This is a genomic window from Streptomyces sp. Go-475 (assembly GCF_003330845.1).
Taxonomy (GTDB): Bacteria; Actinomycetota; Actinomycetes; order Streptomycetales; family Streptomycetaceae; genus Streptomyces.
Genome location: NZ_CP026121.1, coordinates 1,798,740 through 1,813,445, shown reverse-complemented (window position 1 = coordinate 1,813,445; position 14,706 = coordinate 1,798,740). Strand labels below are relative to the sequence as shown.

Below are 14,706 nucleotides of genomic sequence, written 5' to 3'. Positions count from 1 at the left end.
CTCCACAGCATATTCATCATCAGAGACAGCGTTCAGTATATCGAACGTCCCTGGTGGATGACCCAGTACTGCGGCATTACATGTGTGGAGGGACCCGCGGTGGCAGCAGCACCAGTCTGGAGTGTCGACCCCCGAACCGGGAAGCAGCGTGAACAGGTTGCGGTGGAGGCCACAGCCCAGGAGGTGGACGCCGCCGTCCGCGCCGCGCACGAGGTGCGCGGCGCCCTCGCCGACCGCACGGTCCGCGCGGCCTTCCTGCGCAGCGCCGCCGAGGAGCTTCAGGCGGCCAAGGACGGACTCGTCGAGACCGCCGACGCCGAGACCGCGCTCGGCCCGGTCCGGCTGACCGGCGAGCTCGCCCGCACCTGCTACCAGCTGCGGGCCTTCGCCGACATCGTCGACGAGGGCGCCTTCCTCGACGTCGTCATCAACCACCCCGACGACACGGCCACCCCGCCGATCCCGGACCTGCGCCGCTACAAGGTGCCCCTCGGCGTCGTCGCCGTGTACTCGGCCTCGAACTTCCCCTTCGCCTTCTCGGTCGCCGGCGGCGACACCGCGAGCGCCCTCGCGGCCGGCTGCCCCGTCGTCGTCAAGGCCCACCCGGACCACCCGGCCCTGTCCGAGTACGTCGCCAAGGTGCTGCGCCGCGCCGCCGCCCGGCACGACATCCCCGAGGGCGTCGTCGGCCTGGTCCACGGCTTCGAGGCCGGTGTCGAGCTGATCAAGCACCCGCTGGTCGCGGCGGCCGGCTTCACCGGGTCGGTGCGCGGTGGACGCGCGCTGTTCGACGCGGCGGCCGCGCGTCCGGTGCCGATCCCCTTCCACGGCGAGCTGGGCTCCCTGAACCCGGTCGTCGTCACCGAGGCCGCCGCCGCCGAGCGCGCCGAGGCGATCGGCTCGGGCCTCGCCGGTTCCATGACGCTCGGCGTAGGCCAGTTCTGCGTGAAGCCGGGCCTGGTGCTCGCGCCGTCCGGCGCCGCCGGTGACGCCCTGCTGAAGTCCCTGACCGACGCCGTCAGCGACACCGACGCCGGGGTCCTGCTCGACCACCGCATGCGCGACAACTTCGTCGCGGGCGTCGCCGAGCGGGCCGAGCTGCCCGACGTCGAATCCCCGGTCACGCCCGGCGCGGGCGGCGAGCACACCGTCAGCGCGGGCTTCCTCACCGTCCCGGCGAGCAGGCTGGCCCAGGAGGGCGAGCACGACCTGCTCCTGGAGGAGTGCTTCGGGCCGGTCACCGTGGTGGCCCGCTACGAGGACGAGGCCGAGGTGAAGGCCGTGCTGTCGCGGCTGCCGGGCAACCTCACGGCGACGGTGCAGCTGTCCGAGGAGGAGGCGGCGGGTGAGGGCCGCGGCGCGGAGCTGCTGCAGGAGCTGACGCCGCTGGCCGGGCGTGTGCTGGTGAACGGCTGGCCGACGGGGGTTGCCGTCGCGCCGGCGCAGCACCACGGGGGGCCGTACCCGGCCACGACGTCGACGTCCACGTCGGTGGGCGGGACGGCGATCGAGCGGTGGCTGCGGCCGGTTGCTTATCAGAACGCGCCCGAGGCGCTGCTGCCGGCCGAGCTGCGGGACGAGAACCCGCTGGGGCTGCCGCGGCGGTTCAACGGGCGGCTGGAGCGATAAGCGCCGTAGGGGTGCGGTGAGTGTGCGGGGCGCGGGTTCGTCGTGGCTTGTCACGCAGTTCCCCGCGCCCCTGGAAGCCGAACCTGGAAGAGTGGGTCGAATGGATCTGCACATCTCCGAACTTCCTTTCGGCCTGCGCTCTTACGGGCCCGACGGGCACTGGTCCTACGAGGACGGGGTCCTCACCGGCTGGGCCGGGGCGCGGCAGGACCGGTTCGTGCCGCCGACCGGGGAGGGGCTGGACCCCGCCTCCGACGCGCCGCGGCTGCTGGGGGCGCCCGAAGGGGACTTCCAGCTGATCGCCAAGGTCACGGTCGGATTCGGCGCGGCCTTCGACGCCGGGGTGCTCTACGTCCACGTGGCGGAGCGGGCCTGGGCGAAGCTCTGCCTGGAGTACTCCCCGGACGTCCCCACCGTCTGCACGGTCGTCACCCGGGGGCACTCGGACGACGCCAACTCCTTCACCGTCGACGGCAGTTCCGTCTGGCTCCGGGTGAGCCGCACGGGCCGCGCGTTCGCCTTCCACGCCTCCCGCGACGGTGAACGGTGGACCTTCGTCCGCCTCTTCACCCTCGGCGACGAGAAGGAGACGGGCGCGGCCCTGGTCGGCTTCATGGCCCAGTCGCCGATGGGGGAGGGCTGCGTGGTGACGTACGACCACATCGAGTTCCGTCCGGAGTGGCCGAAGGACCTGAGGGACGGCAGCTGAACGCCCGCCGCGGCCGGCTGGGAACCGCGCCGCAGCCGGGCACGTCCTCCGCGGCATGATCGAAGAGAGCCGAACCGACGCACCCCTGGTCATCAGGACCGTTCTGCCCGCCGAGGCCGAGGAGGTCGCCGCGCTGCACCGGCGGGCCCGGGCCACGTACTACCCGGACGGCTTCCCGGACGACGGGGCCGACTGGCGGGCCCGGTGGCGGGAGGCGATCGCGCGGCCCGGCGGGCGGGTGCTGTGCGCGGTGCGCGACGGCCGCATGGTCGGCATCGCCTGCTTCCGCAGGCCGGACGGGGATGCGTCGGGCGTCGTCACGCTGCTCCAGTTCCACGTCGACCCGGACCGGTGGCGGTCCGGCATCGGGACGGCCCTGCACACCGCCTGCGTGGAGGAGTGGCGGGTCGACGGCGTGCGCGCTGCCGTGCTCGAGGTGCACACGGGCAACGAGCGGGCGCAGGGCTTCTACGCCCGCCAGGGCTGGGTCCCCGACCCGGAGCATCCGGCCGGTCCGGACGACCACCACCTCCGGCTGCGCTTCACGGTGCCCGGGGAATGAACCACGCTGCTTGAATGTTCATGCACCCGGCGGAGGGAGTCTCCGTACCCGTACGACCTGGAGAGAGCCGACACATGCGCGTCGAGATCTGGAGCGACATCGCCTGCCCCTGGTGCTACGTGGGCAAAGCCCGCTTCGAGAAGGCGCTGCGGGACTTCCCGCACCGCGACGACGTCGAGGTGGTGCACCGCTCCTTCGAGCTGGACCCGGGCCGCGCCAAGGACGACATCCAGCCCGTGATCACGATGCTCACCAGGAAGTACGGGATGAGCGCGGCCCAGGCCGAGGCGGGCGAGGACAACCTGGGCGCCCAGGCCGCCGCCGAGGGCCTCGACTACCGCACCCGCGGCCGCGACCACGGCAGCACCTTCGACATGCACCGCCTGCTCCACTTCGCCAAGGAGCGGGGCCGCCAGGAGCAGCTGCTCGACCTGCTGTACCGGGCCAACTTCGCCGAGGAGCGCTCGGTGTTCAACGACGACGAGCGGCTCGTGGAGCTGGCCGTCGCCGCCGGGCTGGAGGAGGGGGCCGCTCGCGCGGTGCTCGCCGACCCGGAGGCGTACGCCGCCGAGGTGCGGGCCGACGAGCGCGAGGCCGCGCAGCTCGGCGCGAGCGGTGTGCCGTTCTTCGTGCTCGACCGCAAGTACGGCGTCTCCGGCGCCCAGCCCGCCGAGGTCTTCGCCCAGGCCCTGACCCAGGCGTACGGCGAGCGCGCGCCGCTGAAGATCGTCGATGGCGGCGAGGCCGGCGGCGCCGACGCCTGCGGCCCGGACGGCTGCGCGGTGCCCCAGCGCTGAACGCGCAGCTCGGAGCGCATATATAAGCGTTCCTTAGCGACATCACGCAGAAATCGGCAATGGACGGGGAGATCCGGGGGCCGCACAGTGGTCCCATGGAGACCTTCGAGAACCTCGTCCGTGCCGAGTTCGCCCCGAAGCGCAGCTACCTCAACACCGCGAGCAACGGGCTCCTGCCCGCCCGTACCGTCACCGCCCTGCACGAGGCGGTGCGGATGCGCGCCGACGGCACGCCCATCGGTCCCCTGTACGAGAACGTGGAGATCGTCCGCGCCTGCTTCGCCCGGCTCGCCGGCGTGCCGGCCGAGCGCGTCGCGACCGGGGCCTCGATCGCCGAGTACGGCGGGCTGATCGCCGCCGCCCTGCCCGCCGGCGCCGAAGTCCTCACGGTGGAGGGAGACTTCGCCTCCCTGGTGCACCCGTTCCACGCGCGCGGCGACCTCAAGGTGCGGGCCGTCCCCCTGGAGCGGCTCGCCGAGTCCGTCCGGCCCGGCACCGCGCTCGTCGCGGTCAGCACCGTCCAGTCCGCCGACGGCCGCCTCGCCGACCTGCCCGCCGTGCGCGAGGCCGCCCGGGCGCACGGCGCCCGCACCTACGTCGACGCCTCCCAGTCCGCGGGCTGGCTGCCGATGGACGCCGACGCGGACGACTTCCTCGCCGCCGTCGGCTTCAAATGGCTCCTGGGGCCGCACGGGGCCGCGTTCTTCGTCGCCCCGCGGGACTTCGGCGGGCTCACCCCGCTGCTCGCCGGATGGGTCGCCGGTGAGGTCCCCTGGGAGAGCTGCTACGGCCCCGTCGAGCAACTCGCCGACTCGGCACGGCGGTTCGACATCAGCCCGTCCCTCTTCAGCTACGCCGGGCTGCGCGCCTCCCTGGAGCTGATCGAGGAGATCGGCGTCGACGCCGTCCACGCCCACGACGTCGCCCTCGCGGACCGCTTCCGCGCCGGGCTGGCCGAACTGGGCCACGCGCCGGTGCCCTCGCCGGGGTCGGCGATCGTGTCCGTGCCGGGGCTCGGCCACCGGCAGGAGGAGCTGAGCCGGGCGGGCATCGAGGTGTCCGACCGGGCGGGGAACCTGCGCGCCGGGTTCCACCTGTACAACACGGCGGCGGACGTCGACCGGCTCCTGGACGCCCTGAAGGCGTGAAGGCGTGAAAAACCGGGTGGGGCCTCCCGTCCCACACGAGGAGGCCCCACCCGGCAGCTGTGTCACACGGTCACTTCACCGTGCGGCGGTCACTTCACCGGCGAGCAGCGCTCACCGCACCGGAATGAAGTCCCGTGCCCCGATGCTGTGTTCTCCGGGGGGCGACCTCCGGGCCCCCGGCCGGGGCTCGCTCACCGCACTGGCGTGAAGTCCCGTGCCCCGATGCTGTGTTCTCCGGGGGGCGACCTCCGGGCCCCCGGCCGGGGGGCTCGCTCACCGCACTGGCGTGAAGTCCCGTGCCCCGATGCTGTGTTCTCCGGGGGGCGACCTCCGGGCCCCCGGCCGGGGGGCTCGCTCACCGCACCGGCGTGAAGTCCCGTGCCCCGATGCTGTGTTCTCCGGGGGCGACCCCCGGACCCCCGGCCGGGGGTCGCTCACCGCACCGGCGTGAAGTCCCGCGCCCCGATGAACTCCGGGCGGCGCACCGGTGCCGCGAACGGCTCCACCGCCGGGTTCTCCACGCTGTTGAACACGATGAACACGTTGCTGCGCGGGAACGGCGTGATGTTGTCGCCCGAGCCGTGCATGCAGTTGCAGTCGAACCAGGTCGCCGAACCGGCCTTGCCCGTGAACAACTTGATGCCGTGCTGCGAGGCCAGCTGGGTCAGCGCCTCGTCGGAGGGCGTCCCGGCGTCCTGCATCTGCAGCGACTTCTTGTAGTTGTCCTTCGGCGTGGCCCCCGCGCACCCGAGGAACGTCTTGTGCGACCCCGGCATGATCATGAGACCGCCGTTGGTGTCGTAGTTCTCGGTCAGCGCGATCGAGACCGACACCGTACGCATCCGCGGCAGACCGTCCTCGGCGTGCCAGGTCTCGAAGTCCGAGTGCCAGTAGAAGCCACTCGCCCCGAAGCCCGGCTTGACGTTGATCCGCGACTGGTGGACGTAGACGTCCGAGCCGAGGATCTGCCGGGCCCGGCCGACGACCCGCTCGTCACGGACCAGGTCGGCGAAGACCTTGCTGATCTTGTGGACCTCGAAGACCGAGCGGATCTCCTTGGACTTCGGCTCGACGATCGACCGCTCGTCGGCACGGATGTCCGGGTCGTTCACCAGCCGGTTCAGCTCGTTGCGGTAGACGGCGACCTCGTCGTCCGTGATGAGCTGGTCGATGGCGAGGAAGCCGTCGCGCTCGTAGGACAGCAGGTCGGCCGGATCGATCGGGCCGGGCGCGTCCGGCGCGCCCCAGACGACCGGGTCCTGACGCGGGGTCAGCACCTCGGTGGCGCCGCGGCTGGGGTAGAGGTCCGGGATACCGGTGGTGGTGTCGGTGATGGTCGTCATGGAAACGTCACACCTCCTCGGTGAGCAGCGGGTATACGCCGTTCTCGTCGTGGTCCTCCCGTCCGGTCACGGGCGGGTTGAACACGCAGAGGCAGCGGAAGTCCTGCTTGACCCGCAGCGTGTGCCTCTCGTGCCCGTCCAGGAGGTACATGGTGCCGGGCGTGATGGTGTACTTCTGCCCGGTCTCGTGGTCGGTCAGCTCGGCCTCGCCCTCCACGCAGACGACGGCCTCGATGTGGTTCGCGTACCACATCGACGTCTCCGTGCCCGCGTACAGGACCGTCTCGTGCAGGGAGAAGCCGACCTTCTCCTTGGCGAGGACGATGCGTTTGCTCTCCCACGTGCCGGACGCCGCCTTCACGTGCCGGTCGGTACCTTCGATCTCCTTGAACGAACGGACAATCACGGTGCTGCGATGCCTCCTAGGTGGGGTGGTGCCGGTTGGTTGGTCAGGCGGTCTCGCGGACGGCGCGGGCCAGCGTCGTCAGGCCCTCGTCCAGTTCTTCGGGCGTGATGGTGAGGGCGGGAAGCAGCTTCACGACCTCGCTCTCCGGGCCGGACGTCTCGATCAGCAGCCCGAGTTCGAAGGCGCGCTTGGCGACCTTGCCGGCGCGGGCCTTGTCGTGGAACTCCATGCCCCACACCAGGCCGCGGCCCCGGTACTCCTTCACGTCGGCCAGGTTCTCCTCCGTGATGGAGATCAGCGCCTGCTCGACCTGCTCACCGCGCTTGCGGGTCTGCTTCTCCATGGCGGAGCCGTCCGCCCAGTACGTCTCCAGCGCGGCGGTGGCCGTGACGAAGGCCGGGTTGTTGCCGCGGAAGGTGCCGTTGTGCTCGCCGGGCTCCCAGACGTCGAGCTCGGGCTTGAACAGGCAGAGCGACATGGGCAGGCCGTAGCCGCTGATGGACTTGGAGACGGTGACGATGTCCGGCGTGATGCCGGCCTCCTCGAAGGAGAAGAACGCACCGGTACGGCCGCAGCCCATCTGGATGTCGTCGACGATGAGCAGCATGTCCTGCCGCTCGCACAGGTCGGCCAGCGCACGCAGCCACTCGGGCCGCGCCACGTTGATGCCGCCCTCGCCCTGCACGGTCTCGACGATCACGGCGGCGGGCTTGTTCAGGCCGGAGCCCTGGTCCTCCAGGATCCGCTCGAACCACAGGAAGTCCGGGACCTGGCCGTCGAAGTAGTTGTCGAACGGCATCGGCGTGCCGTGCACCAGCGGGATGCCGGCGCCGGCCCGCTTGAAGGCGTTGCCGGTGACGGCCAGCGAGCCCAGCGACATGCCGTGGAAGGCGTTGGTGAACGACACGATCGACTCGCGCCCCTTCACCTTGCGCGCCAGCTTCAGCGCGGCCTCGACGGCGTTGGTGCCGGTGGGGCCGGGAAACATGACCTTGTACGGCAGGTCGCGCGGGCGCAGCAGCAGGTTCTGGAAGGCCTCCAGGAACGTGCGCTTGGCGGTGGTCGACATGTCGAGCCCGTGCGTGACGCCGTCCCGCTCCAGGTAGTCGATCAGCGCGCGTTTCAGGACCGGGTTGTTGTGCCCGTAGTTCAGCGACCCGGCTCCGGCGAAGAAGTCGAGGTACTCATGGCCGTCCTCGTCGTACATGCGGCTGCCCACCGCACGGTCGAAGACGGTGGGCCAGCCGCGGCAGTAGCTGCGTACCTCGGACTCGACGGTCTCGAAGACGCTCAGGTCGGGCTGGGTGATGGTCACGACGAATCGCTCCTCGGTGCGTGGGGGAAGTCTGCGAAGTCTGCGGGAGTCAGGGGGAGTCTCGGTGGGGGAGTCTCAGCGGGGAAGTCTCAGTGGGGCAGCGGGCCGATGCGGTACAGGACCTCCGGGTCGTGCGGCCCGTCGGGGAACAGGCCCGTGTCGAACAGCACCTCGCGCTCCAGTCGCGCGCCGTGACGCTCGGCGAAGGACGTGAACAGGCGCTCCGAGGCGGTGTTGCCCGGGGTGATCGTGGTCTCCACCGTCGTCACCCCGCGCTCGGCCACGGTCCGCGCGACCAGACCGTCGAGCAGCGCGGCTGCCAGCCCGCGCCCGCGGTGGGCCTCGTCCACCGCCACCTGCCAGACCAGCAGGGTGCGCGGGCTGTCCGGCCGCACGTACCCGGTGGTGAAGCCCATCGGCTCGCCGTGCTCGTCACGCGCGACGGCCGACGTGGCGGCGAAGTCGCGGCACCACAGCAGATAGCTGTAGGACGAGTTCAGGTCGAGAACCTTCGAGTCCTTCGCCATCCGCCAGAGTGCGGCTCCGTCAGCCACCGTGGGGCGGTCGATTTGCGGATCTGCTTGTACGGCAGTCATGCGAATTGAACTTACCCAGCGAAATTCAAAATTGCATCGCCGGTGGGGGTTACGAATGAGGCTCGTCTGTGTTATCACGCGGGCGCGAGGGCACGCAGGGGAGGGCTGCGTTATGCCCGATGTTGTCCGGATAATACCGGGCAAAGCCGTCACGGTGTGTAACGCGTCACAGCCGTGTAACCGCCACGAGACCTCCCCGAATTGCCTCGCCGAGTGTCCTCAAAATCTACGCGTTTACGACCGGGAAAAGCGGGCAGAAGAATACGGGAAGCTGTTCTTGGAAGTATTCTTAATTGTGTGCCAGCTTACATGTGAGATGTTGCGGAAAACACGTGTAATTCAGGCCCCGGTCACTCCGTCGATACGTTCCCGCAGGAGATCGGCGTGACCGTTGTGCCGCGCGTATTCCTCGATCATGTGCAGGAGCACCCAGCGCAGACTGACCTCCATCCCGGGCACCGGCCCCCCGGCCACCCGCCCGACGTGGTCCAGCGGCAGCCCGGCGCACAGCTCCCGCCCCCGCGCGATCTCCCGCCGCCAGATCCCGAGCGCCTCGTCGAGCCCCCGCGCGGGATCCAGCGCGTAGCCGGTCCCGTCCTCGAACACGGGCGGCACGTCGGCGCCGCCGACCACCCGCTGGAACCAGTTCCGCTCGACCTCGGCGAGGTGCTGCACCAGCCCCAGCAGCGTCAGCTGCGACGGCGGCACCGAGGGGATCCGCACCCGCGCGTCGTCCAGCCCGGCACACTTCAGCTCCAGCGTGGCCCGGTGAAAGTCGAGCCAGCTCTCGAGCATGGCCCGCTCGTCGCCGGTGAGCAGGGGGACGGGACGGCCGTCGGGGAGGGCGGCACCGGAAGGTGTGTCGGTGGTCATACGGGGAGCATGGCACGGGCCCCCGGCACCGCCGGGTGCCGCGTGCCGCCGACCGACATGATCTGGCCGGTCCGGCGGGCCAGGGGCCGAGAGCCGAGGGAGGAACCCGTGGTGGATCTCAGCCGGCGGCTACCGCCGCGCTGTCCGGAGATCAGCGGCCATCGCCGCGCTGCCCTGGCGGCCGGCGGCCACCGCCAAGCCGCGTCGGCGGCCTGCAGTGCCCCCGCCACCGCCCCGGCGGCGCGCGGCCACTACCGCCACGCCGGCTCCGCCGCCCGCAGTGCACCCTCCACGTCCACCGACAGCCCCTTCTCCGACAGGGCGGCCCCCAGTGCCGTCAGGCTTGCCCGGACCGCGCCGGGTGTCGCGTCGGCGCCGTAGTGGTTGACGCGGATCATCTCCTTGGCCAGCGCGCCTCCGCCGGCGGCCACCGGGGCTGCCGGGTCCGCCTCCAGGGCCCGGCCCACCAGCTCCGACGCCACCACCCCGGCCGGCGCCCGCAGCGTCGTCGCGACCGGTGCCGCGTCCCGCGCCTCGTACACGTACGGCTCCAGCCCGCCCCCGAGTGCGAGCGCCCCGGCCCGGGTGGCCGCCGCGGCCGACGCGTGCCGGGCCATCACCGTGTCCAGCCCGGCCGCCTCGATCCGCTCCACGCACGCCTGAAGCGCCAGCATCTCCAGCTGCGCCGGCGCGTGCAGCAGCGCCTTGCGGCCGCCGTCGATCCACCGCTCCTTCCAGTCGAGGAGCGACAGGTACGACCGTCGCGGCGCCTTCGGGTTCGCCGCCATCCGGGCCCAGGCCCGCTCGCTCACCGACACCGCCGACACCCCGGCCGGGCCGCCCATCGCCTTCTGCGCCCCGATCACGCACAGGTCCACGCCCCACGCGTCCGGCAGCACCGGCTCCGCCCCGATCGACGCCACCGCGTCCAGGTAGAACAGCGCCCCGTGCGCCCGCACCACCTCGCCGATCTCCGCGACCGGGTTGGTGTTGCCGGTCGCGGCCTCCGCGTGCACCAGGGACACGAAGTCGATCTCCGGGTGCTCGGCGAAGGCCTCCCGGATCTGCTCGGCCGTGACCGCGGTGTGGAAGGGCACCGCCAGGTCGACCACCGTCGCGCCGCAGTCCCGCAGCCAGTCGCCGAACGTCTGCCCGTACGGGCCCGTGATGACGTTCAGCGCCGTCGTGCCCGGCCCGGCCGCGGCGCGGATCGCGCCCTCCAGCGGCAGCAGCGCCTCACCCTGCATGATCACCACGTCCTGATCGGTGCTCAGCAGCCGCGCCACGCTGTCCTCGATCGCGGCGAAGCGGTCCGCGCCGAGCGGGGCCAGGTCCAGAAACGGATGCGTCACGGCAAAGCTCTCTTCACTCACAGGTTCGACCGCATCGAGGGTAACCGGCGGCCTCCGCGCCCCTTCGCGGCGGAGCCCCTGGGCACCGGTCCCCATCGAGGCGGAATCCCGCACACCGGGCCCCTTCAGGCCACGACCGGCGGCTCATTAAGGTGCCGTACATGAGCGATCACGCGGTGCTGCACGTGAAGGGACGGGTGCTCGTCGGGCCCGAGGACGTCCGGGACGAACTGTGGGTCGTCGACGGCCGCGTCTCCTACGACCGCCCCGCCGGCGCCCGCGACATCCGCACCGTCGAGGGCTGGGCCCTGCCCGGCCTCGTCGACGCCCACTGCCACGTCGGGCTCGACCGGCACGGCGCGGTCCCGCAGGACGTCGCCGAGAAGCAGGCGCTGACCGACCGGGACGCAGGCACGCTGCTCATCCGCGACGCCGGCTCGCCCTCCGACACCCGCTGGGTCGACGACCGCGACGACCTCCCGAAGATCATCCGCGCCGGCCGGCACATCGCCCGCACCCGCCGCTACATCCGCAACTACGCCTGGGAGATCGAGCCCGAGGACCTGGTCGCCTACGTCGCCCAGGAGGCCCGGCGCGGCGACGGCTGGGTGAAGCTGGTCGGCGACTGGATCGACCGCGACCTCGGCGACCTGTCGGCCTGCTGGCCCCGCGGCGCGGTGGAGGCGGCGATCGCCGAGGCGCACCGCCTGGGCGCCCGGGTCACCGCGCACTGCTTCGCGGAGGACTCCCTGCGGGACCTCGTCGAGGCCGGCATCGACTGCATCGAGCACGCCACGGGCCTGACCGAGGACCTCGTCCCGCTGTTCGCCGAGCGCGGCGTCGCCATCGTGCCGACCCTCGTCAACATCGCGACCTTCCCGCAGCTCGCCGACGGCGGCGAGGCCAAGTTCCCGCGCTGGTCGGACCATATGCGCCGGCTCCACGCCCGCCGCTACGACACCGTCCGCAACGCCTACGACGCCGGCATCCCCGTCTTCGTCGGCACCGACGCCGGCGGCGGCCTCGCCCACGGTCTGGCTACGGCGGAGGTCGCCGAACTGGTCACCGCGGGCATCCCGCCCGTCGAGGCCCTGGCGGCCGGCACCTGGCGCGCCCGCACCTGGCTCGGCCGCCCCGGCCTCGACGAGGGCGCCCCCGCCGACCTGGTCGTCTACGACGAGGACCCGCGCACGGACGTACGGGTGCTGACGTCACCGCGTCGCGTGGTGCTGAACGGGCGCGTGGTCGGCTAGCCACCAGGGGTGACGGTGGGGAACGCCTGTGCCGAGGGATTCGAATGCATCGTCGGTCTCGTCACGTTGGAGTGAAGCGGTGTCAGTTCGCTGACGCCGTTCCCCGGGCGGCGCGATTCTTTGCGGGTCCCGAGCTTGTCTCTCCTGGGAGTCCCCACCGTGAACAGCACTTCCTTCCGCATGCCCGCACGCCGGCTGGCGACCGTCGCCGCGGCCACGGCCCTCGCCGCCGGGCCCGCGGCCCTGACCGGCGTGAGCCCGGCGCACGCCACCGGCGACCACGGACGCGCGAGCGCCGCCGTCCTGCGCACCGGCCTGGACGTCTCGCTGCTGAACAAGTCGGTGAACGTCCCGCTCGCCGTCTCCCTCAACGAGGTCGCGGCCCCGCGGAGCGCCGAGAAGGCCACACTGACGGCCCGCCTGGACGCCGTGGACGGCGGCCGGCCCTTCAGCGTGCTGCGCGCGGAGGCGGCACGGGCGAGCGCCACGACGACCGCCGCGAAAGCCGAGGCGAGCACCACCCTGGCCCATGCCCGCCTGCACGTCCCCGGCCTGCCGCTGCTGTCCCTCATCGAGGTCGAGCAGATCACGTCCCGGGCCGTCTGCGAGGTCGGCCGCGAGCCGGTCGCCACGACCGACGTGCCCGGCTCGGTGACCGTCCTGGGCAAGCGCGTGACCCTGACCGCCGGGGGCCCGACGGACGTCCGGGTACCGGGGGTCGGCGAGGTGCGCCTGGACCTGTCCCACACCCGGACGACGGCCCGCTCGGCCGCCGCCACCGCCCTCGAACTCAAGGTGTCGGTGAACCCGGGGAAGCTGAACGTCGCCGAGGTCACCGGCACGCTCACCCTGGCCGAGGCGAGCTGTCGGACACCCGCACCGCAAGCCGCGGCCCGGCCCCCGGCCGAATCCTCCGCCCCGCCCGCCGGCGTCAGGCCGCAGGGGGCACCCGCCGAGGACGAGGGCCTGGCCGAGACGGGCGGCGGCTCGACGACGCCGTACCTCGTGGGCGGCGCGCTCGCCCTGCTCGCCGCCGGCGGAGGAGCGGTCGCCCTGGCCCGCCGCCGGAGCTGACGCCCGGGCTCGCACGCGGACCACGCGGACCTCCGGCCTGCTGCCGGTTTTGGTGTGCGGGCTTGCGTGGCGGTTCACGTGGTCGTCCGGCCCGCTGCCGGTTTTGGTGTGCGGGCTTGCGTGGCGGTTCACGTGGTCGTCCGGCCTGCTGCCGGTTTTGGTGTGCGGGCTTGCGTGGCGGTTCACGTGGTCGTCCGGCCTGCTGCCGGTTTTGGTGTGCGGGCTTGCGTGGCGGTTCACGTGGTCGTCCGGCCTGCTGCCGGTTTTGGTGTGCGGGCTTGCGTGGCGGTTCACGTGGTCGTCCGGCCTGCTGCCGGTTTTGTGTGCGGGCTTGCGTGGCGGTTCACGTGGTCGTCCGGCCTGCTGCCGGTTTTGGTGTGCGGGCTTGCGTGGCGGTTCACGTGGTCGTCCGGCCTGCTGCCGGTTTTGGTGTGCGGGCTTGCGTGGCGGTTCACGTGGTCGTCCGGCCTGCTGCCGGTTTTGGTGTGCGGGCTTGCGTGGCGGTTCACGTGGTCGTCCGGCCTGCTGCCGGTTTTGGTGTGCGGGCTTGCGTGGCGGTTCACGTGGTCGTCCGGCCTGCTGCCGGTTTTGGTGTGCGGGCTTGCGTGGCGGTTCACGTGGTCGTCCGGCCTGCTGCCGGTTTTGGTGTGCGGGCTTGCGTGGCGGTCCGCGTGGTCGTCCGGCCTGCTGCCGGTTTTGGTGTGCGGGCTTGCGTGGCGGTCCGCGTGGTCGTCCGGCCTGCTGCCGGTTTTGGTGTGCGGGCTTGCGTGGCGGTCCGCGTGGTCGTCCGGCCTGCTGCCGGTTTTGGTGTGCGGGCTCGCGTGGCGGTTCACGCGGTCGTCCGGCCCGCTGCCGGAGTTGATGTGCGGGCTCGCATGGCGGCCAACAGGGAAGGCCGGCCCGCCGCCGGAGTTGGCGCCCGGGCCCGCATGGCGGGCCACGCGGACCTCTGCCAGCGTGGAAGGTGAGGGGGGACCCTGCCGGGCGGGAGGTCCTCATGCGTGTCGCACCGCTGACCGGACTGGTGGCCGTCGTCCTGACCCTGGTCGGCTTCCTGCTCTTCGGCGACACCCCCGACTACGACGCCACCGGCTCCGAGGCCAGGGCGTTCTACGCCGACCACGAGGCCCGGACCGGGGCGGGCCTGTACCTGCTGGTGCTGGCGGCGGTCTTCTTCGTCTTCTTCGCCGCCCACCTGGCCCACGTCGTCCGGGACGTCCCGGCCGGCGGCGGCTGGCTGCACCGGGTGGTCCTGGGCGGCGGGCTGCTGCTCGCCCTCGGTTTCCTGACCGGGTCCGCGCTCACGCTGGCCCTGGTGGACCTCGCCGACGAACCGACGGCGTCCGGCCCGGCGCTCCAGGCCCTCAACGCCCTCAGCGAGAGTTTCTTCATCCCGTTCGTCGGCGGCCTGGGCGTGCTGCTGCTGGGCGCGGGCCTGGCCACCGTCCGCGCCGCGGTCAGCCCCCTGCCCCGCTGGCTGGCCTGGGCCGCCGTCGTCATCGGCGTGCTGGTCTTCGTCCCCTGGGCCGGGTTCTTCGCCTTCATGGCCGGCGGCCTGTGGATCGCCGTCACCAGCGTCCTGCTGTCCCGCCGCCCCCAGGACGGCGCCCCGGCCGGGACGGGCCAGCCCAAGGCGACAGGGATCTGAG

15 protein-coding genes are annotated in these 14,706 nt (G+C 72.2%); 8 read left to right on the top strand and 7 right to left on the bottom strand.

Annotated elements, in window-relative coordinates; all coding sequences use genetic code 11:
- Positions 1–99: 99 nt before the first annotated feature.
- From C1703_RS08290 to C1703_RS08270, 5 genes are all read left to right on the top strand, one after another.
- Complete coding sequence (locus C1703_RS08290; RefSeq protein ID WP_114251287.1) at positions 100–1,629, top strand: aldehyde dehydrogenase (NADP(+)); 1,530 nt, start codon at positions 100–102, stop codon at positions 1,627–1,629.
- 100 nt (positions 1,630–1,729) lie between these two features.
- The gene (locus C1703_RS08285) at positions 1,730–2,338 is read left to right on the top strand and encodes a DUF1349 domain-containing protein (protein ID WP_114251286.1); all 609 of its coding nucleotides are present in this window, start codon (positions 1,730–1,732) and stop codon (positions 2,336–2,338) included.
- A gap of 55 nt (positions 2,339–2,393) precedes the next feature.
- Positions 2,394–2,900, top strand: a complete 507-nt coding sequence (locus C1703_RS08280; protein WP_114251285.1) for a GNAT family N-acetyltransferase — start codon at positions 2,394–2,396, stop codon at positions 2,898–2,900.
- A gap of 74 nt (positions 2,901–2,974) precedes the next feature.
- On the top strand, positions 2,975–3,697 hold the full coding sequence (locus tag C1703_RS08275) for a DsbA family oxidoreductase (protein WP_114251284.1): 723 nt from the start codon (positions 2,975–2,977) through the stop codon (positions 3,695–3,697).
- A gap of 95 nt (positions 3,698–3,792) precedes the next feature.
- The gene (locus C1703_RS08270; protein WP_114251283.1) at positions 3,793–4,845 is read left to right on the top strand and encodes an aminotransferase class V-fold PLP-dependent enzyme; all 1,053 of its coding nucleotides are present in this window, start codon (positions 3,793–3,795) and stop codon (positions 4,843–4,845) included.
- 434 nt (positions 4,846–5,279) lie between these two features.
- Here the strand turns inward: C1703_RS08270 and thpD are convergent, their stop codons facing one another.
- The 6 genes from thpD to C1703_RS08240 all read right to left on the bottom strand — a co-directional run bounded on the left by thpD (position 5,280) and on the right by C1703_RS08240 (position 10,730).
- Complete coding sequence (thpD, locus tag C1703_RS08265) at positions 5,280–6,179, bottom strand: ectoine hydroxylase (RefSeq protein ID WP_198678409.1); 900 nt, start codon at positions 6,177–6,179, stop codon at positions 5,280–5,282.
- 16 nt (positions 6,180–6,195) lie between these two features.
- Positions 6,196–6,594 carry an ectoine synthase gene (locus C1703_RS08260; protein WP_031118884.1) on the bottom strand — a complete coding sequence of 133 codons (399 nt, stop codon included), beginning with the start codon at positions 6,592–6,594 and terminating at the stop codon, positions 6,196–6,198.
- A gap of 43 nt (positions 6,595–6,637) precedes the next feature.
- Positions 6,638–7,909 (bottom strand): diaminobutyrate--2-oxoglutarate transaminase, encoded by a 1,272-nt coding sequence (ectB, locus tag C1703_RS08255; RefSeq protein WP_114251281.1) that lies wholly within the window; start codon positions 7,907–7,909, stop codon positions 6,638–6,640.
- 89 nt (positions 7,910–7,998) lie between these two features.
- Positions 7,999–8,505: a diaminobutyrate acetyltransferase gene (gene ectA / locus C1703_RS08250; RefSeq protein WP_114251280.1), complete on the bottom strand. Its 507-nt coding sequence runs from the start codon at positions 8,503–8,505 to the stop codon at positions 7,999–8,001.
- Between the two features lie 339 nt (positions 8,506–8,844).
- Entirely contained in the window at positions 8,845–9,378 is a 534-nt protein-coding gene (locus tag C1703_RS08245; RefSeq protein WP_114251279.1) for a DinB family protein, read from the bottom strand.
- A 251-nt stretch (positions 9,379–9,629) separates the two neighbouring features.
- Complete coding sequence (locus C1703_RS08240) at positions 9,630–10,730, bottom strand: aminotransferase class V-fold PLP-dependent enzyme (protein WP_232840429.1); 1,101 nt, start codon at positions 10,728–10,730, stop codon at positions 9,630–9,632.
- Positions 10,731–10,891: 161 nt separating this feature from the next.
- On the opposite strand from C1703_RS08240, the gene C1703_RS08235 reads away from it, so the two are divergent.
- Both C1703_RS08235 and C1703_RS08230 read left to right on the top strand, forming a co-directional pair.
- Complete coding sequence (locus C1703_RS08235; protein WP_114251277.1) at positions 10,892–11,983, top strand: amidohydrolase family protein; 1,092 nt, start codon at positions 10,892–10,894, stop codon at positions 11,981–11,983.
- Positions 11,984–12,142: 159 nt separating this feature from the next.
- Positions 12,143–13,057 (top strand): SCO1860 family LAETG-anchored protein, encoded by a 915-nt coding sequence (locus tag C1703_RS08230; RefSeq protein ID WP_114251276.1) that lies wholly within the window; start codon positions 12,143–12,145, stop codon positions 13,055–13,057.
- A 290-nt stretch (positions 13,058–13,347) separates the two neighbouring features.
- On the opposite strand, the gene C1703_RS38895 is transcribed toward C1703_RS08230, so the two are convergent.
- Positions 13,348–13,998 (bottom strand): hypothetical protein, encoded by a 651-nt coding sequence (locus C1703_RS38895; protein ID WP_157993086.1) that lies wholly within the window; start codon positions 13,996–13,998, stop codon positions 13,348–13,350.
- A 56-nt stretch (positions 13,999–14,054) separates the two neighbouring features.
- Between C1703_RS38895 and C1703_RS08225 the strand changes: the two genes are divergently transcribed.
- Complete coding sequence (locus C1703_RS08225) at positions 14,055–14,705, top strand: hypothetical protein (RefSeq protein WP_114251275.1); 651 nt, start codon at positions 14,055–14,057, stop codon at positions 14,703–14,705.
- Position 14,706 lies beyond the last annotated feature (1 nt).

What these genes read in the sequence shown, in the direction of transcription:
- C1703_RS08225 (WP_114251275.1), top strand. Translation starts at nt 14,055, where the DNA reads ATGCGTGTCGCACCGCTGACCGGACTGGTGGCCGTCGTCCTGACCCTG.
- C1703_RS08275 (WP_114251284.1), top strand. Translation starts at nt 2,975, where the DNA reads ATGCGCGTCGAGATCTGGAGCGACATCGCCTGCCCCTGGTGCTACGTG.
- C1703_RS08270 (WP_114251283.1), top strand. Translation starts at nt 3,793, where the DNA reads ATGGAGACCTTCGAGAACCTCGTCCGTGCCGAGTTCGCCCCGAAGCGC.
- C1703_RS08280 (WP_114251285.1), top strand. Translation starts at nt 2,394, where the DNA reads ATGATCGAAGAGAGCCGAACCGACGCACCCCTGGTCATCAGGACCGTT.
- C1703_RS08285 (WP_114251286.1), top strand. Translation starts at nt 1,730, where the DNA reads ATGGATCTGCACATCTCCGAACTTCCTTTCGGCCTGCGCTCTTACGGG.
- C1703_RS08245 (WP_114251279.1), bottom strand. Translation starts at nt 9,378, where the DNA reads ATGACCACCGACACACCTTCCGGTGCCGCCCTCCCCGACGGCCGTCCC.
- C1703_RS08235 (WP_114251277.1), top strand. Translation starts at nt 10,892, where the DNA reads ATGAGCGATCACGCGGTGCTGCACGTGAAGGGACGGGTGCTCGTCGGG.
- ectA (WP_114251280.1), bottom strand. Translation starts at nt 8,505, where the DNA reads ATGACTGCCGTACAAGCAGATCCGCAAATCGACCGCCCCACGGTGGCT.